27 protein-coding genes and 1 other RNA gene are annotated in these 25,901 nt (G+C 67.1%); 9 read left to right on the forward strand and 19 right to left on the reverse strand.

Going from position 1 to position 25,901, the window contains the following annotated elements:
• Positions 1-27 precede the first annotated feature (27 nt).
• The 16 genes from tolA to HPT29_RS21780 all read right to left on the reverse strand — a co-directional run bounded on the left by tolA (position 28) and on the right by HPT29_RS21780 (position 12,046).
• On the reverse strand, positions 28-1,155 hold the full coding sequence (tolA, locus tag HPT29_RS21705; RefSeq protein ID WP_432807269.1) for a cell envelope integrity protein TolA: 1,128 nt from the start codon (positions 1,153-1,155) through the stop codon (positions 28-30).
• 28 nt (positions 1,156-1,183) lie between these two features.
• Positions 1,184-1,630 (reverse strand): ExbD/TolR family protein, encoded by a 447-nt coding sequence (locus HPT29_RS21710; protein ID WP_173948015.1) that lies wholly within the window; start codon positions 1,628-1,630, stop codon positions 1,184-1,186.
• A gap of 12 nt (positions 1,631-1,642) precedes the next feature.
• Positions 1,643-2,383 carry a protein TolQ gene (tolQ, locus tag HPT29_RS21715; protein WP_173948016.1) on the reverse strand — a complete coding sequence of 247 codons (741 nt, stop codon included), beginning with the start codon at positions 2,381-2,383 and terminating at the stop codon, positions 1,643-1,645.
• 299 nt (positions 2,384-2,682) lie between these two features.
• On the reverse strand, positions 2,683-3,129 hold the full coding sequence (gene ybgC, locus HPT29_RS21720) for a tol-pal system-associated acyl-CoA thioesterase (protein ID WP_173948017.1): 447 nt from the start codon (positions 3,127-3,129) through the stop codon (positions 2,683-2,685).
• Positions 3,122-4,168 (reverse strand): Holliday junction branch migration DNA helicase RuvB, encoded by a 1,047-nt coding sequence (gene ruvB, locus HPT29_RS21725; RefSeq protein WP_173948018.1) that lies wholly within the window; start codon positions 4,166-4,168, stop codon positions 3,122-3,124. Before ruvB ends, ybgC begins: the two co-directional genes overlap by 8 nt.
• A 97-nt stretch (positions 4,169-4,265) precedes the next feature.
• Complete coding sequence (ruvA, locus tag HPT29_RS21730; RefSeq protein WP_173948019.1) at positions 4,266-4,883, reverse strand: Holliday junction branch migration protein RuvA; 618 nt, start codon at positions 4,881-4,883, stop codon at positions 4,266-4,268.
• Between the two features lie 171 nt (positions 4,884-5,054).
• Positions 5,055-5,558, reverse strand: a complete 504-nt coding sequence (ruvC, locus tag HPT29_RS21735) for a crossover junction endodeoxyribonuclease RuvC (protein ID WP_173948020.1) — start codon at positions 5,556-5,558, stop codon at positions 5,055-5,057.
• A 108-nt stretch (positions 5,559-5,666) separates the two neighbouring features.
• Entirely contained in the window at positions 5,667-6,413 is a 747-nt protein-coding gene (locus HPT29_RS21740; RefSeq protein WP_173948021.1) for a YebC/PmpR family DNA-binding transcriptional regulator, read from the reverse strand.
• A gap of 147 nt (positions 6,414-6,560) precedes the next feature.
• On the reverse strand, positions 6,561-7,850 hold the full coding sequence (locus HPT29_RS21745; protein WP_173948081.1) for an HD-GYP domain-containing protein: 1,290 nt from the start codon (positions 7,848-7,850) through the stop codon (positions 6,561-6,563).
• Between the two features lie 181 nt (positions 7,851-8,031).
• The gene (locus HPT29_RS21750) at positions 8,032-8,724 is read right to left on the reverse strand and encodes an exopolysaccharide biosynthesis protein (RefSeq protein WP_173948022.1); all 693 of its coding nucleotides are present in this window, start codon (positions 8,722-8,724) and stop codon (positions 8,032-8,034) included.
• Positions 8,725-8,919: 195 nt separating this feature from the next.
• Positions 8,920-9,741: a TIGR00282 family metallophosphoesterase gene (locus HPT29_RS21755; RefSeq protein WP_173948023.1), complete on the reverse strand. Its 822-nt coding sequence runs from the start codon at positions 9,739-9,741 to the stop codon at positions 8,920-8,922.
• A 13-nt stretch (positions 9,742-9,754) separates the two neighbouring features.
• On the reverse strand, positions 9,755-10,336 hold the full coding sequence (locus HPT29_RS21760) for a 5-formyltetrahydrofolate cyclo-ligase (protein ID WP_173948024.1): 582 nt from the start codon (positions 10,334-10,336) through the stop codon (positions 9,755-9,757).
• Between the two features lie 4 nt (positions 10,337-10,340).
• A non-coding RNA gene (gene ssrS / locus HPT29_RS21765) (6S RNA) lies at positions 10,341-10,498 on the reverse strand.
• Between the two features lie 94 nt (positions 10,499-10,592).
• Positions 10,593-11,366: a GNAT family N-acetyltransferase gene (locus HPT29_RS21770; protein WP_173948025.1), complete on the reverse strand. Its 774-nt coding sequence runs from the start codon at positions 11,364-11,366 to the stop codon at positions 10,593-10,595.
• Between the two features lie 14 nt (positions 11,367-11,380).
• On the reverse strand, positions 11,381-11,749 hold the full coding sequence (locus tag HPT29_RS21775; RefSeq protein WP_173948026.1) for a cell division protein ZapA: 369 nt from the start codon (positions 11,747-11,749) through the stop codon (positions 11,381-11,383).
• Between the two features lie 3 nt (positions 11,750-11,752).
• On the reverse strand, positions 11,753-12,046 hold the full coding sequence (locus tag HPT29_RS21780; RefSeq protein ID WP_173948027.1) for a DUF4164 domain-containing protein: 294 nt from the start codon (positions 12,044-12,046) through the stop codon (positions 11,753-11,755).
• 421 nt (positions 12,047-12,467) lie between these two features.
• Between HPT29_RS21780 and tkt the strand changes: the two genes are divergently transcribed.
• The 9 genes from tkt to HPT29_RS21825 all read left to right on the forward strand — a co-directional run bounded on the left by tkt (position 12,468) and on the right by HPT29_RS21825 (position 22,779).
• Positions 12,468-14,402 carry a transketolase gene (gene tkt, locus HPT29_RS21785; RefSeq protein ID WP_259060765.1) on the forward strand — a complete coding sequence of 645 codons (1,935 nt, stop codon included), beginning with the start codon at positions 12,468-12,470 and terminating at the stop codon, positions 14,400-14,402.
• A gap of 45 nt (positions 14,403-14,447) precedes the next feature.
• Positions 14,448-15,455 (forward strand): type I glyceraldehyde-3-phosphate dehydrogenase, encoded by a 1,008-nt coding sequence (gene gap / locus HPT29_RS21790; protein ID WP_173948029.1) that lies wholly within the window; start codon positions 14,448-14,450, stop codon positions 15,453-15,455.
• A gap of 13 nt (positions 15,456-15,468) precedes the next feature.
• Positions 15,469-16,659, forward strand: coding sequence for a phosphoglycerate kinase (locus HPT29_RS21795; protein ID WP_173948030.1), 1,191 nt, complete (start codon positions 15,469-15,471; stop codon positions 16,657-16,659).
• A 222-nt stretch (positions 16,660-16,881) separates the two neighbouring features.
• Positions 16,882-17,970 carry a class II fructose-bisphosphate aldolase gene (gene fba / locus HPT29_RS21800; protein WP_173948031.1) on the forward strand — a complete coding sequence of 363 codons (1,089 nt, stop codon included), beginning with the start codon at positions 16,882-16,884 and terminating at the stop codon, positions 17,968-17,970.
• A 107-nt stretch (positions 17,971-18,077) separates the two neighbouring features.
• Positions 18,078-18,728, forward strand: coding sequence for a thiamine phosphate synthase (locus tag HPT29_RS21805; protein WP_173948032.1), 651 nt, complete (start codon positions 18,078-18,080; stop codon positions 18,726-18,728).
• On the forward strand, positions 18,728-19,627 hold the full coding sequence (locus HPT29_RS21810; RefSeq protein ID WP_173948033.1) for a tetratricopeptide repeat protein: 900 nt from the start codon (positions 18,728-18,730) through the stop codon (positions 19,625-19,627). The genes HPT29_RS21805 and HPT29_RS21810 overlap by 1 nt, the downstream gene beginning before the upstream one ends.
• A gap of 129 nt (positions 19,628-19,756) precedes the next feature.
• Positions 19,757-20,551 (forward strand): inositol monophosphatase family protein, encoded by a 795-nt coding sequence (locus HPT29_RS21815; RefSeq protein WP_173948034.1) that lies wholly within the window; start codon positions 19,757-19,759, stop codon positions 20,549-20,551.
• A gap of 234 nt (positions 20,552-20,785) precedes the next feature.
• Positions 20,786-21,751, forward strand: coding sequence for a flagellar motor protein MotA (locus HPT29_RS21820; protein WP_173948035.1), 966 nt, complete (start codon positions 20,786-20,788; stop codon positions 21,749-21,751).
• On the forward strand, positions 21,751-22,779 hold the full coding sequence (locus HPT29_RS21825; protein ID WP_173948036.1) for a peptidoglycan -binding protein: 1,029 nt from the start codon (positions 21,751-21,753) through the stop codon (positions 22,777-22,779). The genes HPT29_RS21820 and HPT29_RS21825 overlap by 1 nt, the downstream gene beginning before the upstream one ends.
• On the opposite strand, the gene pip is transcribed toward HPT29_RS21825, so the two are convergent.
• The 3 genes from pip to HPT29_RS21840 all read right to left on the reverse strand — a co-directional run bounded on the left by pip (position 22,766) and on the right by HPT29_RS21840 (position 25,843).
• A complete protein-coding gene (gene pip / locus HPT29_RS21830; protein WP_173948037.1) occupies positions 22,766-23,734 on the reverse strand; it encodes a prolyl aminopeptidase in 969 nt (322 codons plus the stop codon). The genes HPT29_RS21825 and pip overlap by 14 nt on opposite strands.
• Positions 23,735-23,788: 54 nt before the next feature.
• Entirely contained in the window at positions 23,789-23,962 is a 174-nt protein-coding gene (locus HPT29_RS21835) for a DUF3606 domain-containing protein (protein WP_173948038.1), read from the reverse strand.
• 81 nt (positions 23,963-24,043) lie between these two features.
• The gene (locus HPT29_RS21840) at positions 24,044-25,843 is read right to left on the reverse strand and encodes an ABC transporter transmembrane domain-containing protein (protein ID WP_173948039.1); all 1,800 of its coding nucleotides are present in this window, start codon (positions 25,841-25,843) and stop codon (positions 24,044-24,046) included.
• Positions 25,844-25,901: the final 58 nt, after the last annotated feature.

The following is a 25,901-nucleotide window of genomic DNA, read 5'->3' on the forward strand; positions in this document are numbered from 1 at the left end:
GGGATGCTGTCTCAAGCGTGATGGGCTTTAAGAGAGAGGAGGATCGAACTGGACGTTCAGGACCTTCCAGTCCGCGTAATACGGAACGAACTTCGCCGGGATCTCGAACTGGCGGCACTTGCGGATGGCGCGGACGGCCGCGTCGGCGACCGCGCGATCGGTCGAGCTGCTCCCGGCCTGGAGAATGCGGGGCTCGGTGCTGAGCGATCCGTCCTGATTCAGACGGATGTCGAGAATGGGAGCCGTGACCTGCCCGCCCGAGGCGGAGATCGGCGCGCTGTAGCAGCGCTCGATCTGCGAGACCAGCAGCCCGATGAGCGCGTCGCGCAGGCTCGGCGACAGCTTCGCGGCCGATCCCGTCGCGGTGCCGAGGGAAGCGGTCTTCTGGACCTCCGCGCCGGTCGCGCCGGTGGACTGGTTCTTTTCCTTGCTGTCGAGGAATTGCTTCAGGTCGCCCATGTCGAGCTTTTTGGCGAGCTGGGCCTCCTTGCGCGCCTTGGCCTCGGCCTCTTCCTTGGCCTTGGCCTCCGCGAGCTTCTTCTCGGCCTCGGCCTTCGCCTTGGCGTCCGCTTCCGCCTTGGCCTTGGCCTTCGCCTCCGCGACGCGCTTCGCCTCCGCGTCGGCTTCCGCCTTCGCTTTGGCCTCCGCCTTGGCCTTGGCTTCCGCCTCGACCTTCGCCTGCTCGGCCGCCTTGGCCTTCTCGATGGCCTCGGCTTCGGCCTTTTCCTGCAACTTCTTCTCTTCTGCGGCCTTGGCCTCGGCGGCCTTCTCCTCCTGGGAGCGGGTCGGCGGCGCGGGCGGCGGAGGCTTGGCGGCCACCGGCTCTTCCTTGTCGGCGACCTTCATCTCTTCAGGACGCTTCGGAGGTGCGGGCGCATCGCGCTTGTCCTCGCCGGGATCCTTCAGCTCGGCCTTGTCGGCCACACGCTCGGCGCGGGGCGGCTTCGGCTGCATGTCCTTGGCGGTTTTCTCGCCCTTGGTGATCTGGGAGAGCTGGTTGTCGGTGATGATCTCGACCGGGATCCCCTCCTCGGCCTGGGGAAATTCGGTCCCGACCGACAGGCCGATCAGGGCGGCCGCCAACAGCGACGCGTGCGCGACGCCCGAGACCCACAGGCCCGGCTCGGAGGTGTTGAATTTCAGCTTCAACGCCACGTGTGTCTGCCCCCTGCTCTCATTCCGCTCAGCGCTGGTCGACCTCGGTCACGAGGGCGACGCGCTTGTAGCCCGCCGTGGTGACGATCGACATCACCTGGGCGACACGGCCGTAATCCACCTTCTTGTCCCCGCGCACGAAGATCCGCTCGTCGAAGCCGGACTTCGACACCTCCGCGAGCTTGCCCACGATGGCCTCGTCCACCAGTTCGGCTTCGCCCAGGAACACCTGGCCGGTCGCCTTGATCGAGAGTGTCACGGGCGTCGCATCGGAATTCAGCGGCGCGGCCTTGGTCTGCGGCAGGTCGAGCGGCACGCCGGCGGTCATCATGGGAGCCGCCACCATGAAGATGATGAGCAGCACCAGCATGACGTCGATGAACGGCGTCATGTTGATTTCGTTGATCGCGCCGGGCGTGCGGCCGCGCCTGCGCCGCCGTCCGCCGCCCCCTGCCGCTCCTGCCGTCATGGCCATGCCGGATCCCCCTTACGCCGCGTTGGCGGGGTGGTGACCCGCATGGCCGATGCGCTCGTCGATCTGGCGCGACAGGATGGCCGAGAATTCGTCGGCGAAGCCTTCAAGCCGGGTCTGGAGCTTGCCGACCTCCGACTGGAGCTTGTTGTAGGCGAGCACCGCCGGAATGGCCGCGAACAACCCGATGGCGGTGGCGAACAGCGCCTCCGCGATGCCCGGCGCCACGACCGCCAGGCTGGTGTTCTTGGAGGCGGCAATCGAGGTGAAGGAATTCATAATGCCCACCACCGTGCCGAACAGGCCGATATACGGGCCGGCCGAACCAATGGAGGCCAGCACCGTCAGGCGGGAATTGAGCCGCTCCACCTCACGCTGGATGGTCACGTCGAGAACCTTGTCGATACGCTGGGGCAGGCTCTGGAACGAGCGGCCCGAGCCCTCGAACGAACGCTTCCACTCGCGCATGGCGGCGACGAACACGGCCGCGAGGCCCGTGGCCGGGCGGCTCTGGAGGGAGCGGTAGAGTTCCTCGAGCGACTGGCCGGACCAGAACACGTCCTCGAATCGGTCCATGGCGCGCTTGGAGCGGGCGTAGAGGAGCGTCTTGTCGATGATGATGGCCCAGCACCAGACGGAGGCAGCCAGCAGGCCCAGCATCACGAGCTTGACGATGAAATGGGCCTGCCAGAACAGGCCGAAGAAGGACAGTTCGTGGGCCACAGGGACGGCCTGGGCCACATCAGCCGGGTTCATACTCTCTCGTCCTCGCTCTTGGAGCAGTCCTGGAAGACGACCCAGGGCTTCCCGCAACAGGTTCTAGGAAAATCTGTTCTTGTATTACCGTTCGTTCGCCCCTGAATCTGTCGAAAGTAAGGGCACAGGGTAACAAGGCCCGAGATCCTCCGAGACCGTTACCTGTTAGGCACAGGTTAGGGTTAAGGTCTCGTTTAAGAGGGACCGCCCTGGAGCGGAAAATGCTGAAATTGATGAAAAAATCGCCCTGACATGCGCAAGAGGCAGGCCCCCTGCGCGCCCTGACCATGGGGCATGGCCTAGACGCCCGCCGTCAGGGCAGCCCGCAATTCGTCCGGGATCCGCACGGCCCGCCCTCCCCTCACGGCCGCCACCATGACGTCGGCCCTGACCAGCACCTCGTCGCCGCGCCGGACCTCCTGGGCGAGCGTCATCGAGGCGCCGCGCATGTCCTTCGGGCGGGTCACGACGGTGAGCACGTCGTCCATCACGGCGCCGCCGAGGAAATCGATGGTCATCTTGCGGACCACGAAGGCGAGCCCGCCCATCTCCGCATGCAGGTCCGATTGCGCTACCTCGACGGCCCGCAGGAGCTCCGTGCGGCCGCGCTCCATGAAGCGTAGATAGCTCGCGTGGTAGACGCGAGCCGAGAAATCCGTGTCCTCATAATAGACGCGCAGAGGGAGGATGTGAGCGCCGTCCTGCATGAAGCCGGAAAGGCTGGCGCCGAGGCTTGCCTCACTCATCTCCGTCCCCGTTGAACAGCCCGAACTGCGCCGCGGTCTCGCGGGTCGGCTCCGGGATGTCGAGATGCTTGAAGGCGTGGGGCGTGAGGATGCGCCCGCGCGGCGTGCGCTGCACGAAGCCCTTTTGGATCAGGTACGGCTCGATGATGTCCTCGATGGCGTCGCGCGGCTCGGACAGGGCCGCCGCGATGGTCTCGATGCCGACGGGGCCGCCGCCGAAGGAATTGGCGATCATCGTCAGGTACTTGCGGTCCATCAGGTCGAGCCCGATCGGGTCCACGTCGAGGAGGCGCAGGGACCGGTCGGCGAGATCGCGGGACACGGTCTGGACGCCCTCCACGATGGCGAAGTCGCGCACCCGGCGCAGGAGACGACCGGCGATGCGGGGCGTCCCGCGGGAGCGGCGGGCGATCTCGTTCGCGCCCTCCTCGCTCATGCCGAGGCCGAGCACCCGGGCGCCGCGGCGCACGATCAGCTCCAGCTCGTCGACGGTGTAGAACTCGAGCCGGATCGGGATGCCGAAGCGGTCGCGCAGGGGGGTGGTGAGCAGACCCGCCCGGGTGGTGGCGCCGACCAGCGTGAATTTCGGCAGCTCGATCTTCACCGAGCGGGCGGCCGGCCCCTCGCCGATGATGAGGTCGAGCTGGTAATCCTCCATGGCCGGGTAGAGAATTTCCTCAACGGCCGGATTCAGGCGGTGGATCTCGTCGATGAAGAGCACGTCGCGCTCTTCCAGGTTGGTGAGCTGAGCCGCCAGATCGCCCGCTTTCGCGATCACCGGACCCGAGGTCGAGCGGAAATTGACCCCGAGCTCGCGGGCGACGATCTGCGCCAGGGTGGTCTTTCCCAAGCCCGGAGGGCCGACGAAGAGCACGTGGTCGAGGGCGTCGCCGCGGGCCTTGGCGGCATCGATGAAGACCTGGAGATTGGCGCGCGCGGCCTTCTGGCCCGTGAAATCGTCGAGCGAGAGCGGCCGGATCGACGCATCAACGTCGTCCTCGCGCTTTTCGGGGCTGATCAGGCGGCGGGAATCGGTCAAAGAGGCTTACCTTCCAGAGACTTCATATAGGCGATGACCTTCTCATACGCCATTCCAGGTGGGATCAAAACAGGAACATTCCCTTATGATGAACCGGCTACCGCGCCAGCTCGCGCAGGCCCAGCCGGATCAGGGTCTTCGCCTCGGCCTCCTCGCCCGCCTGCTTCATGGCGGCGGCGACCGCGGCCGAAGCCTGAACCTGAGGGTAGCCGAGATTGACCAGGGCCGAGATGGCATCAGAGACAGGCGCTGGGGCGCTCTTGTCCTCGACCGCCCCGGTCAGGCGGATGAGGGCCGGATCGACGGCCGCGAAAGCCGGTGCCTTGTCCTTGAGCTCGGACACGATGCGCTGGGCGAGCTTGGGTCCCACGCCGGGACCGCGGGCCACGGACGCCTTGTCGCCGGTCGCGATGGCGGTCGCGAGAGCCCCGGGGTCGAGCACTGACAGGATGCCGAGCGCCACCTTGGAGCCCACGCCCTGGACCGATTGGAGCAGCCGGAACCATTCCCGCTCCGAATCCGACCGGAATCCGAACAGCCGGATCATGTCCTCGCGAACATGGGTCTCGATGGACAGAACAGCCGCCTCGCCGGTGGTGGGCAGGTTCTGGAGGGTCCGGGAGGAGCAATGGACCACGTAGCCGACCCCGTGCACGTCGAGGATCACGAAATCCTCGCCGTAGGAATCCACCACGCCCTTGAGTTTGCCGATCACGTTCGTCTCTGCTCCACAGCGTCACCTCAAGACCGCGGAGCGGAGCCGGTGACGGATATCAGGTAAAACCCCTTCCTCTCTCGAGGAGGGTTTGGTCGCGCTTTGTTCTTACCGCGATCCCGGTCGCCAACTCAAGCTTCGTCCGAGACGGGATTATGTGTTCGGGCTACCTCAGTAGCTCGCCGCCAGGGCCCGGGCCTTCCGGTGATGAGCGTGGGCGATCGCGATCGCGAGCGCGTCCGCCGCATCGGCCTTCTTGAAGTCCGCCTTGGGCAGCAGGATCCTCACCATGGCCTGGACCTGATCCTTGTCGGCGTGTCCCACACCGACCACGGTCTTCTTGACCTGGTTGGCGCCGTATTCCGCCACCGGCAGGCCGTGGAGGGCCGGGACCAGCAGGGACATGGCGCGGGCCTGGCCGAGCTTGAGGGTCGCCTGGGCGTCCTTGTTGACGAAGGTCTCCTCGACGGAGACCTCGTCGGGCGTCCAGGTCCGGATCACCTCCGTCAGACGGTCGTGGAGCTGCTTGAGGCGCAGGGCGAGGTCGAGATCGCCGTCCGACGTCACGACCCCGCAGGCCACGAAGGCGAGCTTCGTCCCCTCGACGGTGATGACGCCCCAGCCCGTATTGCGCAGGCCGGGATCCAGGCCGAGGATGCGGACGCGTTCGCTCACTTTTCGTTCTCCACCGTCGGGGTCGGACTTGCTCAGGCCATCCACGCCATCAACGGTTAAGAAGACGTGGATACCCAGGGTGAACCCGGGCGCCACGCACAGCCAAAATCACCCGGCCATCTTCTGCATCAGGGCGTCGGAGAGTTCGAAGTTGCCGTAGACGCTCTGGACGTCGTCGTGCTCCTCGAGGGATTCCATGAGCTTCATGAGCTTCTCGCCGGTCTCGTCGTCGACGGCCACCGGGGTCTGGGGCTTCCAGACGAGCTTGGACGCCTTCGGCTCGCCGAACTTGTCCTCGAGGGCCTTCGTCACCTCGTTGAGGGTGCCCTGGTCGCAATAGATCTCGTGGCCGTTCTCGGACGAGACCACGTCATCGGCGCCGGCATCGATCGCCGCCTCCAGCATGGCGTCCGCATCGGCCACGTCGGGACCGAACTCGATGTAGCCGACCCGGTCGAACATGAAGGAAACCGCGCCGGTCTCGGCCAGGTTGCCGCCGCTCTTGGTGAAGTAGGAGCGAATGTCGGAGGCCGTGCGGTTGCGGTTGTCGGTCATCGCCTCGACGATGATGGCGGCGCCGCCGGGGCCATAGCCCTCGTAGCGGATCTCGTCGTAGTTCTCCGCATCGCCCCCGGAGGCCTTGTTGATGGCCCGCTGGATGTTGTCCTTGGGCATGTTCTCGGCGCGGGCGGCCAGGATCGCGGCTCGCAGGCGCGGGTTCATGTTCGGATCGGGCATGCCCATCTTGGCCGCCACGGTGATTTCGCGGGCGAGCTTGGAAAACACCTTGGACCGCACCGCGTCCACCTTGCCCTTGCGGTGCATGATATTCTTGAACTGTGAATGCCCGGCCATGGGGGCCTCCGGAAAGTCCGGCCGAGGGCGGCTTGTCCCGCAAGCGCCCGTCAGGCCGTGAAAGTTGACGATGGCAGGCTTATAAGGCGGCGAAGGGCTTCAGGCAAAGCCCCCTTCTGCGACTTGCGTCGAAACAGGCCCGGCCGGTCAGGGCTGGCCGGTCCCGAGCCGCTCGAGGCCTCGGCGGAGAGCCTCCAGGCAGTCCGGATCGAAGGCCGTTCCGACATCCGCCGTCATGATGCCCATGGCCTTCGAGACCGGCATGGCAGGCCGGTACGGCCGGTCGGCCGTCAGGGCGTCGAACACGTCCGCCACGGAGATGATCCGGGTCTCGCGGCCGATCGCATCACCCATCAGACCCCTGGGGTAGCCCTTGCCGTCGAGCCGCTCGTGGTGGGCCCCGCCGATGCGGGCCAAGTCCTGGAAAGCGCCGATCCGGGACAGGATGGTCTCGCTGTAGAGGGCATGGTGGCGCACCGCGGCGAACTCCGCGTCGTCCAGCTTGCCCGGCTTGTCGAGGATCTCGTTGCTGACCCCGAGTTTCCCGATATCGTGGAGCAGGGCCGCTCTGCGGAGGCGACGTCTGCCCGCCTCGTCGAGGCCCATCTCCTCCGCGATCATGTCGGCGAAGAAGGCCACCCGATCGCTGTGTCCGCTCGTATAGGGGCTCTTCGAGTCGACGACTCGCGCGAAGGCGGCCGCGATGTCGTCGAGATAATCCTCGTCCGCGAGTTCGATCCGCTGAGCGGGTTCGAGGGCGAAGACCGCGCTTTCGACCGCGTCTGACCCCAGGGTCTCCCAGAATGTCCGGCGTTCGGCCACGCGCTCGAATGCCTCGACGATCCAGGGGTCGAACCACGTGCCGGACCGCTCCCGCGCCTCCCGCCGGGCCGCCGCCTCCCCGGCGCCGGTATGAAACACGTCCACCACTTGGGCCAGAAGGGCGATGCGTGAATAGACCGGGATGTCGGCTCCCGCCGTGCCCATCGGCTTGCCGCCCCCGTTCCAATGTTCGTCGAGCGCCTGGATGCCCAGCGCAACGCCTTCGGGGAAGCGCAGCTGCCGGGCGATCTCGGCGCCGCGCTGGCAGCGGGTTTCGATCAGTTCGCGAGCGATCTCGCCCCCGTTCTGGACGATGTTGATCACCGTGCGGAACCGCTGCGCCAGCCCGGCCTTCAGGCCGGCATGGGACAGGACGAAGCCCAGAACCTGCGGGAGCCGGTCGCCCACGGACTTGAAGTCTCGTTTGAAGGTGAGGTCATCCGTTAGGTAGAGCTGGCAGATCCGGGCCGCGTTGCTGCTGCAGCCCAGATCCTTCAGGAGAAGCGTGTAATAGAGTTCCCAGAGAGCCGCATCGTCCAGTCCGAGTTCGCGCCCCACATGCACGCCAATCCAGCAGACCCTTACGCAATGGCCCACCGGCTGGCCTTCGGTCATGTCGAGAGCATGGCTGAGCGCTCCCAGGACCTCCGATAGCCGGACCGCCTGCGGAGCGTCAGTCAGATCGCTCCGCCATTCGCTTGATTGTACGCCCACCTGCTGCCCCCGGAGATCCAATCGGGATAGGTTTACGGGCCGCCACTTAAGAGATCGTGCCCGGACCCCTCTTCGCCCGCCCTTAAAATCCGAGCCAGGACGGCAGGTTGTGCATGGTCGCGAGAATGAGGTGGTAGGAGGCGCCCAGCACCGTGACCGTATAGGCGAGCCCCGCCAGGCCGATGAGGTACCCGACGATCAGCAGATAGCCGTCCTCCTCCATGATGGCGATGGACGCGATCACGAGCGCGATGGAGGGCGGGAAATTGGTGCCCGGGAACGGGATGAGCACCGAGACGGCAACCAGGAAGGCGAAGAACCCGACGACCCGGTCCCCGAGGGGCCCGAAGAGCGGAAGGAGCCGCGGCCGGCAGTAGCTCTCGAGCTTCCGGAGCCTGGGCTCGGCGATGTCGATGAGGCGCTTGAACTTCGCCGTGGACACGCTGCGCCGCAGGATGAAGCCGGGCAGCCAGGGCCGGGTATGGCCCAGCATCATCTGGATGCCGAAGATCAGGACCGGCGTGCCGACGATGCCGGCGATGCCCGGCGGGGCCGGCACGCAGTTCGGCAGGGAGAACAGGATCAACACGAACCCGAAGGCGCGCTCCCCGAAGGCCTCGATGATCTCGCCGATCGAGATCGTCTCGCCCTTGGCCTCGTCGATGACGGCCCGCAGGACTGCAGAGGCGCTCTGGTGCTCGTGGGCGCGATGGAACTCGCTCTCCTCGTGGTAGAGGCCCTTTTTCGGCCGTGTCGTCTCCGTATCCGCGTCCAAAGGTCCCCTCCGTGACGGGAGAGATGGGAACGGCGACGCTCCATGCCAAGGGAATGTGCGCTGTCGCGCGCTTCTCTTCCGTGCATCCTCGCATCGTCACCGGCCGTATGCCGGTGATCCCGATTGAAAAAATGATGCGCCTCACAGGATCGGAATGGCCAGGACAGGCCCGGCCATGACGTCGGAGGGCGCTGCTCAATCCCAGAACCGGGGCCAAGTCTCCTCCAGGTTCGGCCCGAGGCGAACCGCCGCCACCCGCCGTGCGAGGCCCGTGCGGTCGTCGGTCTCGACTGCGATGCCCGAAAGCGTGCCCTCCCCCAGGCCCGGCTCGAGGCGCGTGCCGGGCGTCTTCTGGAGGAACCGGCGGATCGCCTCTTCCTTCTGCATGCCGAGGACGGAATCGTAATCGCCGCACATGCCCGCATCCGACATATAGGCGGTGCCGCCCGGCAGGACCCGGTGATCGGCGGTGGGCACATGGGTGTGGGTGCCGACGACGAGGCTCGCCCGGCCGTCGAGATGATACCCCATGGCCTCCTTCTCGCTCGTCGCTTCCGCGTGCACGTCGACGATGACCGCATCGGCCACCTGCCCCAGCGGACAGGTTTCGAGCTCCCGGTCCACCGCCGCGAAGGGGTCGTCGAGCGCGTCCATGTACAGGCGGCCCATCACGTTGACGACGAGGACCCGGGCGCCCGAGCGGGTGTCGATGAGATTGGCGCCGCGCCCGGGCGTGCCCGGCGGGTAGTTCGCCGGCCGAAGCAGCCGGGGCTGACGCTCGATGAACACCAGCGTCTCGCGCTGATCCCAGGAATGGTTGCCGAGCGTGATGGCATCGGCGCCTGCGCCTAAGATCTCGTCGCAGATGGCCTCCGTGATGCCGAATCCGCCGGCGGAGTTCTCGCCGTTGATCACCACGCAGTCGAGCTGCCACCGGTCGCGTAAGCCGGGCAGGCGCTCGATCACCGCGTTGCGGCCGGGCCGCCCGACGATGTCGCCGAGGAAGAGAAGACGCATGATGGGTCCTTGACTAGGAGGCCGTCCGAATGAGTTCGGCTTCGGTGATGACAACGTCGAGGAGCCGGTCATGGGGCTCGACCGGCACCTCGTCGATCTCCTGAACCGCATAGGCCAGCCCGATCGTCAAGACCGGATGCTGCCCCTCCAGCGCCGCGATGGCCCGGTCGAAATGCCCCTTGCCGTAGCCGATGCGCCCTCCCCGGCGGTCGAAGGCGACGAGGGGCACGAGGAGAGCCTTGGGAAACACCTCCGGGGCATCCGGGCCGGGCTCGCGCACGCCGAAGCCGCCTTTGACCAGCACGTCGCCGGGCTGCCACAGGCGCCAGCTCAGATGGGGGTGGAGGATCTGGGACAGGGCGACGTCCTGGCCGCGCGCGAGCAACGCTTCCATGAGCGGGCGCGGATCGACCTCGCTGCGGATCGGCCAATAGCCTCCGACCGGAGTCACGTCCTTCAACTCCGGCAATGCGAGAGCGCGGTCGGCGATGCCCCGCGCTGCCTCGTGGCGGACGTGTTTGTCGAGGCCATCGCGCCGCGCGAAAACCTCGCCGCGGACGCGTTCTTTCAGTTCGGAGGGGGGAGGAGATTGCATAAGGTGCGGAGCCACGAAAAGCCGTCGGAGAAGCGATCCCGGGAACCTACAAAGTAGGTGGGCGCCGTATGTCCCGGTCCACGGACCGGGTCAGGGACAGCTCCCTTCAGGATCGATAAGGCCCCGGGGAATATGAACTCCTAACGCGCCCCGCAGCCCCGCCTTCCCTATGTAGGGATCGGGATGGTCCGGGGGAAGGGGAAAAGTGGGGCGCCGCCCAATCTTTCTCGTCGGCGACCCGACCGAGGAATTCCGCTCAGGCCTGTCGCCGGCGATAATGGTATCGGTACATTTCGCGCGTGAAGCCCATGCCCTCATAGAGCGCCCGTGCGGGACCATTTGCGGCGACGACCGACAGGCATGCGCCCGTCGCCCCGTGCCGCGCCTGCGCCCATGAGAGAACCGCCGAGAGGGCTTGGCGCGCCAAACCCCTGCGCCGGAGGGCGGGATGGGTGACGACGGAGTTCACGCAGACGATCCCGTCATGGACGGCGCCATAGGCAAGGGCCCCCGGGCGGCCGTCATCCCGGGGCACGGCCGCAAAGACGGCCGGAACCGACAAGCTTTCGAGGATCCTCCGATGGGTCCGGCGTGCGGGACCGCTCTGGCCGTGAAGCTCCGCGAGAGCGGCCATCCAGGCCTCGCCCGGAAGCCCCTGTTCCAGGAGCGCATCCGTCGCAGGCCGGGGCGGCGTCTCCTTGAAATCCATGAACAGCACGCAGCTCTCGTCCTCGGGCGGGTCGTAGCCCCGCCCGTCGAGGAGACGGCCGAGGGTGGGGTCAACCGTGGACGGTATGCAGAAGATCGTCGGCAGCCCTTGGGCCGCGTAGATTTCCTCGCAGTAGCGGACCTTCCGGTCCAGCGGCAGAATCCCCGGGCCGAGCAGGTTGACCGAGTTCGTGCGCCTTGTATGTCCCTCGGCCAACCGGATCAGCCAGCCGTCGAAGACCACCTCCCGAAGGGCGGGCCAGCCGTTCAGGCAGGCCTCCTCGACGCGTCTGGCGAGAGGATCGGCGGTTGGGGACGACATGTCCTGGCCGCCTCTCAGCCCTGCCCCGCCCCGTTCAGGCTGCGCGCGAGCCCCTCGATCCGCTCGGCCGCCATCTGGACGCCCTCGGCGAGCCTCGCCTCGATCCGTTCGAGGCGCTCGTCCCGCGAGGCATTGATGCTGTTGAGCGTCGCCACCTCCGCCTCCAGGGCGGCGACCCGCCGCTTGGTCTCGTGCAGCTCGTCCGCCTGGGCGATGGCCGCCATCACGTGAAGGCGCAGGTCGCCGATCTCGCCGAAGGCAACCCGCATGTCCTCGATCCGGGCATCGTAGGAGGCCGCCAGGCCCTCGAGATGCCCCTCCTCGCCCTCGCCGCAGGCCATGCGGTAGGTCTGCCCGGCAATCGTCACCGTCACCTGAGGCATGGCCTAGCCCTCCTCGGGCTCGAGCTGACCCGCCTGGGCCAGGACCGTCTGGACGGCTCCGATGGCCTGGCGGACCCGCCGGCCGACATCGTCCGTCGCCGCCTCGAAACGATGGAGCCGGGTGAGCGCACCGTCGAGCTCGACGGCCAGACGGGCCCGGTCGTCCTGCATGAGCTGGAGCTCGGTTTCCAGGCCGCCGCGCCGCCGGTCGGCCTCCAGACGACGGGAGACGGATGCCTCCAGAAGCCCCAAGGCCATGTCCAGCCGCTTCATCGCTTCCTCGAGTGTGGGCGCCATCATGCCTCCTGAATCGCGCACGACACTAGCGCATCGTGCGGAAAAGTGGACTCGGTTTTCCGCACCGAACGATGCGCCGCTTAAGGAATTGAGCATCGGATCGATCCCAAAAGTGGACCCACTTTTTGGTCCGATGCTCGAGCGCATCGCGGGCAAAAGTGGACCCGGTTTTCGGCACAATGCTCCTCGTGAGGAGGCGGGGCACCCGATTTCGCCGGCACCGGGACCGGAGGTCCTCAAGGGGATTACGCCGTTCCAGCCTTTGACTCGCCTTGGCCGCGTGTTAAGGAGCCCGGGCCTTTTCCGGACAGACCGCCCCGTTGCGGGGCCCTCAAGATTTGTGGATCTCGCCGTGCAAGATACCGTCCCCGTCGATCGCGTCACCCATTCCGATCTGGCGAACGCCGTGCGCGTCCTCGCCATGGACGCCGTCGAACAAGCCAAATCCGGCCATCCGGGCCTGCCCATGGGGGCGGCCGACATGGCGACGGTGCTGTTCACCAAATTCCTGAAATACGACGCCGCCGATCCGACCTGGCCCGACCGCGACCGGTTCATTCTCTCCGCGGGCCACGGCTCGATGCTGCTCTACTCGCTCCTGCACCTGACGGGCGTCAAGGGCATGACCATCGAGGAGCTGAGGAACTTCCGCAAGCTCGACTCGAAGACCCCCGGGCATCCTGAGAATTTCATGACCCCGGGCGTCGAGACCACCACCGGCCCCCTTGGCCAGGGCCTTGCCACGGCGGTGGGCTTCGCGCTCGCCGAGCGCATGCTGAACGCCGAATACGGCAGCGACCTGGTCGACCACTACACCTATGTGCTCGCCTCCGACGGTGACCTGATGGAGGGGATCAGCCAGGAGGCCATCGCGCTCGCCGGCCACCTGAAGCTCAACCGCATGATCGTCCTGTGGGACGACAACCAGATCTCGATCGACGGACCGCTGTCGCTCTCCGATTCCGTTGACCAAGTGAAGCGTTTCCAAGCCTGCAACTGGAACGCGGTGCGCGTCGACGGCCACGACCCCAAGGCTCTCCAGCGCGCCATCGCCCGGGCCCAGAAGTCCGACAAGCCGACCCTGATCGCCTGCCGGACCACCATCGGCTACGGAGCCCCGAAGAAGGCCGGCACCTCCAAGGCCCATGGCGAGCCGCTCGGCGCCGAGGAACTGGCCGGCGCCAAGGCCGCCTACGGCTGGAGCCACGCGCCCTTCGAGATTCCGGACAACATCCGCGACGCCTGGGCGAAGGCCGGCAAGAAGGGCCGCCGGCAGCGCAAGGCCTGGACCGATCGCCTGAAGGCCCTGCCCGCCGAGAAGCGCGCCGAGTTCGAGCGCCGGGTGAAGGGCGTGCGTCCCGAAGGCCTGGCCGACGCCGTCGCCCGGCTGAAGGACCGGCTCGTCGCCGAGCCGCAGGCCGTCGCCACCCGCAAGGCGAGCGAGATCGCCCTCGAGGTCATTACGGAGGCGGTGCCGGAGCTGATCCTGGGCTCGGCCGACCTGACGCCGTCCAACAACACCAAGACCAAGAACCTGACCGCCATCTCGCCGGGCAACTACGCTGGCCGCTACATCCATTACGGCATCCGCGAGCACGGCATGGCGGCGGCCATGAACGGCATCGCGCTCCATGGCGGCTACGTGCCGGCCGGCGCGACCTTCCTGGTCTTCACCGATTATGCCCGTCCCGCCATGCGCATCGCGGCGCTCGCCGGCATTCCGGTGGTCTACGTGATGACCCACGACTCGATCGGGCTCGGCGAGGACGGCCCGACCCACCAGCCCGTGGAGCATCTGGCCGCCCTTCGCTCCATGCCGAAGATGCGCGTGTTCCGCCCGGCGGATGCCATCGAGACGGCGGAAGCCTGGCAGCTCGCCCTCGAGCGCACCGACGGGCCGAGCACCCTGGCGCTCACCCGCCAGAACCTGCCGCAGGTCCGGCGGGACGGCGGCGCGACCAATCTCTCGGCCACGGGCGCCTACGAGCTCTCGCCGGCGAACGGCAAGGCTCGCGCGACCATCTTCGCGTCGGGTTCCGAGGTCGAGATTGCGCTCGCGGCCCAAAAGCTTCTCGACGAGCAAAGCTTCGCCGTCCGTGTCGTGTCGGTGCCCTCGCTCGACCTCTTCCTGGCCCAGCCCGAGAAGGTCCGCGCCCGCGTCATCGGCGACGCGCCGATCAAGGTCGCGGTCGAGGCGGCGGTGCGCTTCGGCTGGGATTCGGTCATCGGCCCGGACGGAATTTTCGTCGGCATGCATGGGTTTGGCGCCAGCGCGCCCTACAAGGACCTTTACAAGCACTTCGGCATCACGGCCGAAGCCGTGGCCGAGAAGGTCCTCCGGACACACAATCTCTGAGGCTCGAGAAGACCTGAGGCCTCGCTACACAAGGGAGCTAAGACTATGACGGTGAAGGTCGCGATCAACGGATTCGGTCGCATCGGACGCAACATCCTCCGCGGCATCGTGGAGAGCGGCCGCAAGGACATCGAGGTGGTTGCCATCAACGATCTCGGGCCGGTCGAGACGAACGCTCACCTGCTCCGCTTCGATTCCGTCCATGGCCGCTTCCCGGCCGACGTGCAGGTCGACGGCGAGTTCCTCGTCATCAACGGTCAGAAGATCCGCGTGACGGCGATCAAGGATCCGGCGACTCTGCCGCACCGGGAGCTCGGCGTCGACATCGCCATGGAGTGCACCGGCATCTTCACCTCGAAGGAGAAGGCCTCGGCGCACCTGACCGCCGGCGCCAAGCGCGTCATCGTCTCGGCCCCGGCCGACGGTGCCGACCTCACGGTCGTCTACGGGGTCAACGACGACAAGCTGACGAAGGACCACGTGGTCATCTCGAACGCCTCCTGCACCACGAACTGCCTCGCCCCCGTGGCGAAGGTGCTTCATGAGGCGGTGGGCATCGAGAAGGGCTTCATGACGACGATCCACTCCTACACCAACGATCAGCCGACCCTCGATCAGATGCACAAGGACCTCTACCGCGCCCGCGCGGCGGCCCTGAACATGATCCCGACCTCGACCGGCGCCGCCAAGGCGGTGGGCCTCGTGCTGCCCGACCTGAACGGCAAGCTCGACGGTTCGTCGATCCGCGTCCCGACCCCGAACGTCTCCGTGGTCGACTTCAAGTTCGTGGCCAAGAAGAACACCACGAAGGAGGAGATCAACGCGGCGATCAAGGCTGCCGCCGACGGCCCGCTGAAGGGCATCCTCGGCTACACGGATCAGCCGAACGTCTCGTCCGACTTCAACCACGATCCGCATTCCTCCGTGTTCCACCTCGACCAGACCAAGGTGATGGAGGGCAACTTCGTGCGCGTGCTGTCCTGGTACGACAACGAGTGGGGCTTCTCGAACCGCATGGCGGACACCGCCGTCGCCATGGCGAAGCTCATCTAAGGGAGGCCGCTTCATGACCGCCTTCCGCACGCTCGACCAGGCCGACGTCAAGGGAAAACGCGTTCTCGTCCGGGTCGATCTCAACGTCCCGATGGAGAACGGCCGGGTGACGGACGCGACGCGCATCGAGCGCGTCCTGCCCACCATCCGGGAGATCGCCGACAAGGGGGGAAAGGTGATCCTTCTCGCCCATTTCGGACGCCCGAAGGGACGCGATCCCAAGGAATCCCTGAAGCCGGTCGCGGAAGCGGTCTCGACGCATCTCGGAAAGCCCGTGGCCTTCGCCGACGACTGCATCGGCGCGGCCGCGGGCAAGGCCGTCGCCGCCCTGAGGGACGGCGACGTGCTGCTCCTGGAAAACACCCGCTTCCATGCGGGCGAGGAGAAGAACGATCCGGCCTTCGTGCAGGATCTGGCGAAACTCGGCGACCTCTACGTGAACGACGCGTTCTCGGCGGCCCATCGCGCCCACGCTTCCACCGAGGGTCTCGCCCGCGTGCTGCCGGCCTATGCGGGCCGCACCATGCAGGCGGAACTCGATGCCCTGACCAAGGGCCTGGAAGCTCCCAAACGCCCGGTCGTCGCCATCGTGGGCGGCGCCAAGGTATCGACCAAGATCGATCTGCTCGAGAACCTCGTCGCCAAGGTGGATGCTCTGGTGATCGGCGGCGGCATGGCCAACACCTTCGTGCACGCCATGGGCCTCGGCATCGGCAAGTCGCTCGCCGAGAAGGATCTGGCCGCGACCGCCCTGCGGATCATCGACAAGGCCCGTGAGGCCAATTGCGCCATCATCCTGCCCGTCGACGGCGTCTGCGCCTATGAATTCAAGGCGGGCGCGATGAATCACACCTACGGCATCGACGCGATCCCCGAGGACCAGATGATCCTCGACGTGGGCTCGCAGTCGGTCGAGCGCGTCTCGGCGGCGATCAACGACGCGGCCACGCTGGTGTGGAACGGCCCGCTCGGCGCCTTCGAGATCGCGCCCTTCGACCAGGGCACGGTGGCGGCGGCCCGCCATGCGGCCCAGCGCACGAAGGACGGCAAGCTCGTCTCCGTGGCGGGCGGCGGCGACACGGTGGCGGCCCTCAACCATGCCGGCGTTGCGGACGACTTCACCTATGTATCGACGGCAGGCGGCGCCTTCCTCGAATGGCTCGAGGGCAAATCGCTGCCCGGCGTGGAAGCGCTGAGAGCCTGAGACCAGGCTTGGCAGAGTGGCTCCCCACTCTGCCAAGCGAAAGCGCGCTGCATCGCGCGGGATAGGGGATCTAGCCTTCCGCCCTCACCGATGCACCAGGTTAGAACAAGTATCGGCTGGGCCTCAAAAGCGGGATCCACTTTTAGGGCCGATGCTCTAGATGGCTTAAGCTGAGGTTCAGCTTCTGCGCTGTTTAAAACCAAAACCAAGACGGAGGACTAAATGGCCCGCATTACCATGAGGCAGCTTCTGGATCACGCAGCCGAGCAAGGCTACGGCGTGCCTGCCTTCAACATCAACAACATGGAGCAGGCGCTCGCGATCATGGCGGCGGCCGGCGAAGTCGATGCGCCGGTGATCATCCAGGCGAGCCGCGGTGCGCGTTCCTACGCCAACGACGTCATGCTCAAGCACATGATGGATGCGGTCACCGAGATCTATCCGCACATTCCGGTCTGCGTGCATCTCGACCACGGCAACGAGCCCGCCACCTGCATGACCGCCATCCAAGCCGGCTTCACCTCGGTGATGATGGACGGCTCCCTCAAGGCCGACGGCAAGACTCCGGCCGATTGGGACTACAATGTCGGCGTCACCCGGAAGGTGGTCGAGATGGCCCATCTCGGCGGTATTTCGGTGGAAGGCGAGCTCGGCGTGCTCGGCTCGCTCGAGAGCGGCGAAGGCGAGGCCGAGGACGGTCACGGCGCCGAGGGCAAGCTCTCGCACGACCAGCTGCTGACCAATCCCGACGAAGCCGTGAAGTTCGTGGCCGAGACCAAGGTCGACGCGCTCGCCATCGCCATGGGCACCTCGCACGGCGCCTACAAGTTCACCCGCAAGCCGGACGGCGCGATCCTCGCCATGCACGTGATCGAGGAGATCCACAAGAAGCTCCCGAACACCCACCTGGTGATGCACGGTTCGTCCTCGGTCCCGCAGGACCTCCAGGACATCATCAACCAGTACGGCGGCCAGATGAAGCCGACCTGGGGCGTTCCCGTGGAGGAGATCCAGCGCGGCATCAAGCACGGCGTGCGCAAGATCAACATCGACACGGACAACCGCATGGCGATGACCGGCCAGATCCGCAAGGTCCTGACCGAGAACCCGGGCGAGTTCGACCCGCGCAAGTATCTGAAGCCCGCCATGGAGGCGATGACGAAGCTCTGCAAGCAGCGTCTGCAGGAGTTCAACACCGCCGGCCAGGCCTCCAAGATCAAGCGCGTGTTCACCCTGGCCGAGATGGCCAAGCGCTACGCCTCCGGCGAACTCGACCCGACCTTCGGCACGAGCCGCCAGGCTGCCGAATAAGCGTTCCGCTTTTCGCCTCAATCCTCACCGACAAGCGGGGCCTCGCAAGACGGCCCCGTTTTCGTTATGGGAATGCTGTCTATCCTCTTTCGTGACCTCGAAGATCCATGGCCGATACCGCCGCCCGCCTCTACCTCATCACCCCCGTCCTGGAGGACGCCTCCTTCGCGCCGCGCCTGGCCGAGGCCTGCGCCACCGGAGCCGTGGCGGCCGTCCTGCTACGGCTCGGCTCCGCCGACGAGCGGAGCTTGATCAATCAGGTCAAGGCGCTCGCCCCGGCAGCGCAGGAGCATGGCGCGGCCGCGATCGTCTCAGCCGAAGGCGAGGCGGACCTTGCGACCGTTGCGGCCCGGGGCGGCGCCGACGGCGTGCATGTTCCGGGCGATCCGGCCCGCCTGCGCGAATTGCGAGACCGCCTGAAATCCGAGCGCGTCATCGGAGCCGGATCGATCCGAACCAAGGATGACGCAATGACCCTCGGCGAAGCCGGGGCCGACTACCTGCTCTTCGGCGAGCCGCGTCCGGACGGATCCGTGCCCTCTCTGGAGAGCGTGGTGGAGCGGGCCTCCTGGTGGGCCGAGATCTTCGAGACGCCGTGCGTGGCCTATGCGCCAAGCCTCGACGCGGTCGAGCCCCTGGCGGCCACGCAGGCGGAATTCGTCGCCTTGGGCGAGGCCGTCTGGTCCCATCCTGACGGGCCAGCGGCGGCCGTGAAGGCGGCCCTGGAGATCCTGAACCGGCAGGAGGCCTCGCGCTGATGCGGCTGTCCTGGATCATCGGCGGCGTTCTGCTGGCGGCTTCCGCGACCGCGAGCCCTGCCAAGGAGCTTGATCTCGCCTACGGGGCCTATCAGCGCGGCCTCTACGAAACGGCCTTCCGCGAAGCGACCCTGCGGCTGGAGAAGAACAACAACGATGCGGCTGCCATGACCCTCTTGGGCGAGCTCTACAATCAGGGCCTCGGGATCGCCATGGATCCCAAGAAGGCGTCCGAATGGTACCGCCTGGCGGCGCAGCGCGGCGACGCTAATGCGCTCGCGTCCCTGGGGCTGATGGCCCTCGACGGCCGCGGAATGGCCAAAAACGCCGGGCAGGGCCGCGCCTGGCTCGAAGAGGCCGCCGCCAAGGGCAACCCGCTGGCCTCCCACAATCTCGCCCTGCTCCTGCTCACCAGCGGCAACGACGCGGACCTGCAGAAGGCCGTCGAACTCCTGAAGAGGGCAGCCGCCGCGGAGATCCCGGATGCGCAGCATGCGCTCGGCGTGCTCTACCTCAAGGGCCGGGGCGTCGCTCGCAGTCCCGCGGATGCGGCCCGGCTGTTCGAGCGTGCCGCCCGCAACGGCAGCTCGGTCGGCGAAGTGGAATACGCGATCCTGCTCTTCAACGGGGACGGTGTTCCGGCCAGCGAATCCCAGGCCGCGCGCTATTTCCGCCGCGCCGCCGCCAAGGGCAATGCCATCGCGCAGAACCGTCTGGCCCGTCTCCTCGTCGCCGGTCGCGGCGTGCCCGCCAACAAGGTCGATGCGGCGGCCTGGCATATTCTGGCAGCCGCCCAGGGACTCGCCGACCCCTGGCTCGACGACGCGCTCAAGGACATGAGCGCCGAGGACCGCAAACGCGCCGAGAAGCTGGCTGCGGAGCGCCTCGGCATGCGCTGAGTGCATGAAATGCCCTGGGCCCGGGATCATTTGCGTCTCGGCCCGGTTGACCACCGCTTGACGCAACTCGCCCCGTGGTCCATCGACCACACCTTCTATTGATATTCGCTCTTTGCCAGGACCTGCCCGATGATCCGTTCGCCCCTCATGACCGTCATGACCGATGCCGTGATGAAGGCTTCGCGCTCGCTCAAGCGCGATTTCGGCGAGGTCGAGAACCTGCAGGTCTCCCGCAAGGGCCCGGGCGATTTCGTCTCGGCGGCCGACCGCAAGGCGGAAAAGATCCTCCGCGAGGCGCTCGAGAAGGCGCGCCCCGGCTACGGCTTCATCATGGAGGAGGAAGGCGTGGTCGAGGGCACCGACACGAGCCATCGCTGGCATATCGACCCGCTCGACGGCACCACGAACTTCCTGCACGGCCTGCCGCAATTCGCGATCTCGGTCGGGCTTGAGCGCGACGGACAGATCGTCGCCGGCGTGATCTACGATCCGGCCAAGGACGAATTCTTCATCGCCGAGCGCGGCAAGGGCGCCTATCTCAACAACCGCCGCATCCGCGTGGCGGCCCGCGGCGACCTCGCCGATGCCGTCGTGGCCTGCGGCCTGCCCCATATCGGCCGGGGCGATCACGGCCTCTTCCTGCGCGAGACCGCCGCCGTGATGGGCTATGTGGGCGGCATGCGCCGCTGGGGCGCCGCCTCCCTCGACCTCGCCTACGTGGCGTGCGGGCGCTTCGACGCCTATTGGGAACGGGGTCTGAATTCCTGGGACATGGCGGCCGGCATCCTGATGGTCCGCGAGGCGGGCGGCTTCGTGTCCGACGCGGACGGCGGCAGCGACCCGATGGCCAAGGGCTCGATCGCCTGCGGCAACGAGGTCATGCATCGCGACCTGCTCAAGCTGCTGAAAAAAGCCAAAGGGTAGTCTTTCCGCCGACGATATTTCTGTTCGTGCCGGCCAACGGGGACCATGGTCGCGCTTGATCCTTCGGACGGGCGCGGTCACATTAGCGCATCGTGCGGAAGAGTGGCCCCGGTTTTCCGCAGGGAACGATGCGCCGCTTCAGGGCGAGGAGCATCGGATCGATCCCGAAAGTGGATTCCACTTTTGGGTCCGAGGCTCTAGAGCAGGCCCGAAGCACGAACGCACAGGATAGCGATGGCGGACCAACCCCTTACCCCACCGCGGATCTACCTGATCCGCATGGCGGTCTTCCTGGTTCTGGCAGGGTTTGTCGCCTTCATCCTCTACCGGCAGATCTGGGAGGCGTTCCAGGCCAATCCCGGCCTCAACGCGCTGATCCTGGGCGTCATGTTCATCGGCATCGTGCTGGCCATCCGGCAGGTCTGGCGGCTCTTTCCCGAAGTGCGGTGGGTCAACACCCTGCGGCAATCCGAAGACGGGCTCGTCGCCCCCTCCCCGCCGGTCCTGCTGGCGCCCCTCGCGGCTCTCCTCGGCAACCGTCCCGGCCAGGCGGGCTTTTCCGTCGCCGCGACCCGCTCGGTACTCGATTCCATCGGGGCCCGCCTCGACGAGAGCCGGGAGATCGTGCGCTATCTCGCCGGCCTTCTGGTGTTCCTGGGCCTGCTCGGCACCTTCTGGGGCCTGATCGATACGGTGGGCTCGGTCGGGCGCATCATCTCGTCGCTGCGCACCGGCCAGGACACGGCAGTGCTCTTCGACGAGCTGAAGAACTCCCTGGCCGGCCCCCTGCAGGGCATGGGCCTGTCGTTCTCGGCTTCGCTCTTCGGCCTCGCGGGCTCCCTCGTCCTGGGCTTCCTCGACCTTCAGGCCGGCCAAGCTCAGAGCCGCTTTTACACGGAGCTGGAGGACTGGCTCGCCACCTCCACCATGGACACGCCGGCCGATACGTCCCTGCGCTCCGGCGCCACCTCGCACGACCTGACGGTGGCGCTGAACCGCCTCACCGCGGCCGTGAACGACGGTGCTGGCGGCCGGGCCGCGACCCAGGCCATGGCCAATCTGGCCGAGGGCGTGCAGGGTCTCGTGCAGCACATGCGCGCAGAGCAACAGATGATCCGCGACTGGGTCGAGGCTCAGGCTGCCCGCGAGAAGGAGCTCAAGCAGGTGCTCGACCGCCTCTCCCGTGAAAGGCTGCCCTGATGCCGGTCTCGAGCGCAGGAGGCCGGCGGCGCGGGCGCGGCGGCCAGATCAATTACTGGCCTGGCTTCGTGGATGCCCTGTCGACGCTGCTGCTCGCCATCATCTTCCTGATCTCGGTCTTCACGGTGGGCCAGTTCTTCCTGTCCCGCGAGCTGTCGGGTCGCGACACGGTGCTCGACCGCCTCAACCGCCAGATCTCGGAACTGACCGACCTTCTCTCCCTCGAGCGCTCGAACCGGCGCACCATCGAGGACACGGTCACGTCCCTGCAGACCACCCTGCGCGCCAACGAGGCCGAGCGGGCGCGCCTGCAGAGCCTTCTCGACAGCGGCGGCGCCGCGCAGGTTCAGGCGCAGGAGCTGGGCACCCAGCTCGAAACCGAGCGTCAGGCCACCGGCCGGGCCCTGAGCCAGGTCGAGATCCTCAACCAGCAGATCGCCGCCATGCGCCGTCAGCTGGCCGCCCTCGAGGACGCCCTGTCCGCGTCCGAGAACAGGGACAAGGAAAGCCAGGCCCGCATCGCCGACCTCGGCAGCCGCCTCAACGTGGCTCTGGCCCAGAGGGTCCAGGAGCTCGCCCGCTACCGGTCCGACTTCTTCGGCCGCCTGCGGCAGATCCTCGGCAGCCGGCCCGACGTGCGCATCGTCGGCGACCGCTTCGTATTCCAGTCCGAGGTGCTTTTCCCGGCCGGCCAGGCCTTCCTCCGGCCGGAGGCCTCCGGCGAGATCGACCGCATCGCCTCCGCCCTCATCGAATTGGAGCGTCAGGTTCCGCCGGACATCCCCTGGGTGATCCGCGTCGACGGCCACACCGATCAGCGGCCCATCAACACCTCGCAGTTCCCGTCGAACTGGGCCCTGTCCTCCGCCCGCGCCATCGCGGTGGTGCAGGCGCTCGTCGCCCGCGGCGTCCAGCCCCAGCATCTCGTCGCCGCCGGCTTCGGCGAGTTCCAGCCCCTCGACAGCGGAACGACGGAGGAGGCCTATGCCCGCAACCGCCGTATCGAGCTGAAGCTCACGGAGCGGTGAGCCGCGCAAACCGGTCCGTCGCGGCCACGATGGTCTCGGTCATACCCGGATCGCGCGCGTCGTGCCCGGCCGCGGCCACGACAATGAGTTCGCTGCCGGGCCAGTGCCGTTGAAGGCTCCAGGGCGTCACGAGCGGACCCCCGATATCGAGCCGGCCGTGGATCAGGATGCCGGGAATGTCGGCAAGGCGGCCGGCGTCGCGCAGCAGAGCCCCCTCCTCGAGGCAGGCGCGATGGCGCCAGTAATGGGTGACGAGGCGCGCGAACCCCAAGCGGAATGCCTGATCCTCATACCGGGGATGGGGCTTGTGGCCCGGATGCACCGCCACGAGGGCCATTTCCCAGTCGCACCAGTTCCGTGCGGCCTTCTCGTGGACGACAGGATCCGGATCCATGAGAAGGCGGTGATAGGCCTCAGGGAAGCTTCCCTCCCGATCCGTCTCCGGGACGCCTGCCCTGAACCGGCTCCACGCCTCGGGAAAAAAGGCCCCGACGCCCCGGGTAATCCAGTCGATCTCGGCCATCGTGGTGGTGGCGATGCTGAACAGCACCATGGCCGAAACACGCTTCGAATGTCGCTCGGCATAGGCGAGCGCCAGGGTCGAGCCCCAAGAGCCGCCCAGCAGCAGCCAGCGCTCGACCCCGAGATGCTGCCGCAGCCGTTCGATATCGGCGATCAGATGGGCGGTCGTGTTGGTGGACAGGTCGATGCCGGGTTCGCTCGCATGGGGTGTGCTCCGCCCGCTGCCGCGCTGATCGAACAGCACGATTCGGTAGACGCTCGGATCGAAGCTGCGCCGCGCATTCGCGGTGCAGCCTGAGCCGGGACCTCCGTGGAGAACGAGGGCCGGCTGTCCGGCCGGATTTCCGCAGACTTCCCAGTAGACGCAATGCCCGTCCCCGACGTCGAGCATGCCGGCGTCGAAGGGTTCGATAGGTGGGTAAAGATCGGGCATGAGCCGTGTTCTAGCATGCCCGGACGGGCACACCAGAACGGCAGACCTTCGCGCTTACCTCTTCCCAAGAGCCAGCGCGACGTCATGGACCTGATCGCCGACGCGTCGGATGGTGTCGACGACCTGCTGGCGCGGGACGTTCCAGCGGTCGGACCAGTACTGGAGATCCCACGGCTCGAGGACGTTGATGCGGGGGGAATCCTGAGGGTGCCTCCTGCTGACCACCATGCCGTCCTCCCGGCCGGACGAATCGCCTGTGCAGGTCCTGTCTCCCATGAAAGCATGGCAAACATGGGTCGGGCGGAGACTTTATTCGGCCGCCTCGTGATGCTCCTCGGCGCTCGTGAACTGGAGCCTGGCCAAACGGGCATAGAGACCGCCCTGGGCAAGGAGCGTCTCATGGGTGCCCTCCTCGACGATCACGCCCTTGTCCATGACCAGGATGCGGTCGGCGGAGCGCACGGTAGCCAGGCGATGGGCGATGACCAGAGTGGTGCGGCCTTCCATCAGCCGGTCGAGGGCGGTCTGGACCTTGCGCTCGCTCTCCGCGTCGAGCGCCGAGGTCGCCTCGTCGAGGAGCAGGATCGGGGCGTCCTTGAGAATCGCCCGGGCGATGGCGAGACGCTGGCGCTGGCCGCCCGACAGGGTCACGCCGCGCTCGCCGATCATGGACCGGTAGCCCTCCGGCAGGGCCTGGATGAAGCCGTCCGCGGAGGCGAGTTCGGCAGCGCGGCGCACCTCCTCCTCGCTGGCGTCGGGGCGGCCGTAGCGGATGTTGTCGAGGACGGAGGCGGCGAAGATCGTCGGCTCCTGAGGCACGAGGGCCATACGGGCTCGCAGGGCAAAGGGGTCCGCCTCCTGGATCGCCACCCCGTCGACCCGGATCGTTCCAGCTTGAGGATCGTAGAAGCGCAGCAGCAGTTGAAGGATCGTGCTCTTGCCGGCTCCCGAGGGCCCGACGATGGCGACCCGCTCTCCGGATTGCACGGCAAAGCTCAGGCCGTGGACCGCGCGCTGGTCGGCCCGGGTCGGATAGGCGAAGTGCACATCCGTGAAAGCCACCGTGCCGAGCGGCGGCTCCGGCAGCGCTTCGGGTTGGCGCGGCCGCTCCACGGCCGGCTTCGCGGCAAGGATCTCGCCCAGGCGCTCCGCAGCGCCGGCCGCCTGGGCGAGTTCGCCGTAGACCTCCGAGAGCTGGCCGAGAGAACTTGCGGCAAAGACCGCATAGAGCACGAACTGCGACAGGCGCCCGCCGGTCATCTGCCCGGCCAGGACGTCCTGGGCGCCGTACCAGAGCACGCCGACCACGCTCGCCGAGATCAGGAAGATGCCGGCCCCGGTCAGGAAGGCCCGCATGGTGGTCGACAGCCTGGCCGCGTCGAAAGCGTCCTCGGCGGCTGCAGCGAAGCGGGCGGCGGTGAGGCTCTCCATGCCGAACGCCTGCATGGTCCTGACAGCCCCGATCGCCTCCGCGGCATAAGCGGAAGCATCCGCGAGGCGGTCCTGGGCGGCGCGCGAGCGCCGCCGCACGGCCCGGCCGGAGAAGACCAGGGGCAGGACGATGACCGGGATGGCGAGAAGCACGAGCGCCGAGAGCTTCGGGCTCGTGATGATCATGAGGACGGTCGCGCCAAGAAAGAGGAAGAGATTGCGCAGGGCGATCGAAATGCTGACCCCGAAAGCCGCCTTGACCTGGGTGGTGTCCGCGGTGAGCCGGGAGACGATCTCACCGCTCTTGGTCTGGTCGAAGAAGGCGGGATCGAGGGAAGTCAGGTGCCGGAACACGGCGGAGCGCAGGTCGGCCACGACCCGTTCGCCGAGGGTGATGACGCAGTAGTAGCGAAGGGCGCTCGCCAGGGCGAGCACGCCCACGACCACGACCAGCAGGGCGAAATAGGCGTTGATGTAGGCCCGGCCCTGTTCCGAGAAGCCGAAATCGATGACCCGCCTGACCGCGATCGGCACGACCAGAGTGGCAGCCGACGCCATGGCGAGGGCAACCAGCGCCGCCGCGATCCGCCCCTTGTAAGCCAGGCCGTAGGGAACGAGCGGCTTCAGGGCGCTCAGCGCAGCCTTGGGGCGGTTCTGCCCTTGGGAATGGTCGGCCATGACACCTTACGTCTTCGGGAATTGCGACATCGGGCGGTTTAGCACCTTTAGCCCGGCT

This window comes from Microvirga terrae, assembly GCF_013307435.2.
GTDB classification, from domain to species: Bacteria; Pseudomonadota; Alphaproteobacteria; order Rhizobiales; family Beijerinckiaceae; genus Microvirga; species Microvirga terrae.

Excerpts from the sequence above, each read along its gene's own strand:
- HPT29_RS21780 (WP_173948027.1), bottom strand. The coding sequence starts at position 12,046 with ATGGCGCCCACACTCGAGGAAGCGATGAAGCGGCTGGACATGGCCTTG.
- HPT29_RS21745 (WP_173948081.1), bottom strand. The coding sequence starts at position 7,850 with ATGACCGAAGGCCAGCCGGTGGGCCATTGCGTAAGGGTCTGCTGGATT.
- HPT29_RS21740 (WP_173948021.1), bottom strand. The coding sequence starts at position 6,413 with ATGGCCGGGCATTCACAGTTCAAGAATATCATGCACCGCAAGGGCAAG.
- HPT29_RS21815 (WP_173948034.1), top strand. The coding sequence starts at position 19,757 with ATGATCCGTTCGCCCCTCATGACCGTCATGACCGATGCCGTGATGAAG.
- tolQ (WP_173948016.1), bottom strand. The coding sequence starts at position 2,383 with ATGAACCCGGCTGATGTGGCCCAGGCCGTCCCTGTGGCCCACGAACTG.
- tkt (WP_259060765.1), top strand. The coding sequence starts at position 12,468 with ATGGACGCCGTCGAACAAGCCAAATCCGGCCATCCGGGCCTGCCCATG.
- gap (WP_173948029.1), top strand. The coding sequence starts at position 14,448 with ATGACGGTGAAGGTCGCGATCAACGGATTCGGTCGCATCGGACGCAAC.
- fba (WP_173948031.1), top strand. The coding sequence starts at position 16,882 with ATGGCCCGCATTACCATGAGGCAGCTTCTGGATCACGCAGCCGAGCAA.
- HPT29_RS21840 (WP_173948039.1), bottom strand. The coding sequence starts at position 25,843 with ATGGCCGACCATTCCCAAGGGCAGAACCGCCCCAAGGCTGCGCTGAGC.
- pip (WP_173948037.1), bottom strand. The coding sequence starts at position 23,734 with ATGCCCGATCTTTACCCACCTATCGAACCCTTCGACGCCGGCATGCTC.
- HPT29_RS21710 (WP_173948015.1), bottom strand. The coding sequence starts at position 1,630 with ATGGCCATGACGGCAGGAGCGGCAGGGGGCGGCGGACGGCGGCGCAGG.
- HPT29_RS21755 (WP_173948023.1), bottom strand. The coding sequence starts at position 9,741 with ATGCGTCTTCTCTTCCTCGGCGACATCGTCGGGCGGCCCGGCCGCAAC.
- HPT29_RS21775 (WP_173948026.1), bottom strand. The coding sequence starts at position 11,749 with ATGCCTCAGGTGACGGTGACGATTGCCGGGCAGACCTACCGCATGGCC.
- HPT29_RS21825 (WP_173948036.1), top strand. The coding sequence starts at position 21,751 with ATGCCGGTCTCGAGCGCAGGAGGCCGGCGGCGCGGGCGCGGCGGCCAG.
- HPT29_RS21810 (WP_173948033.1), top strand. The coding sequence starts at position 18,728 with ATGCGGCTGTCCTGGATCATCGGCGGCGTTCTGCTGGCGGCTTCCGCG.
- HPT29_RS21795 (WP_173948030.1), top strand. The coding sequence starts at position 15,469 with ATGACCGCCTTCCGCACGCTCGACCAGGCCGACGTCAAGGGAAAACGC.
- HPT29_RS21835 (WP_173948038.1), bottom strand. The coding sequence starts at position 23,962 with ATGGTGGTCAGCAGGAGGCACCCTCAGGATTCCCCCCGCATCAACGTC.
- ybgC (WP_173948017.1), bottom strand. The coding sequence starts at position 3,129 with ATGAGTGAGGCAAGCCTCGGCGCCAGCCTTTCCGGCTTCATGCAGGAC.
- HPT29_RS21805 (WP_173948032.1), top strand. The coding sequence starts at position 18,078 with ATGGCCGATACCGCCGCCCGCCTCTACCTCATCACCCCCGTCCTGGAG.
- HPT29_RS21820 (WP_173948035.1), top strand. The coding sequence starts at position 20,786 with ATGGCGGACCAACCCCTTACCCCACCGCGGATCTACCTGATCCGCATG.
- HPT29_RS21760 (WP_173948024.1), bottom strand. The coding sequence starts at position 10,336 with ATGCAATCTCCTCCCCCCTCCGAACTGAAAGAACGCGTCCGCGGCGAG.
- HPT29_RS21770 (WP_173948025.1), bottom strand. The coding sequence starts at position 11,366 with ATGTCGTCCCCAACCGCCGATCCTCTCGCCAGACGCGTCGAGGAGGCC.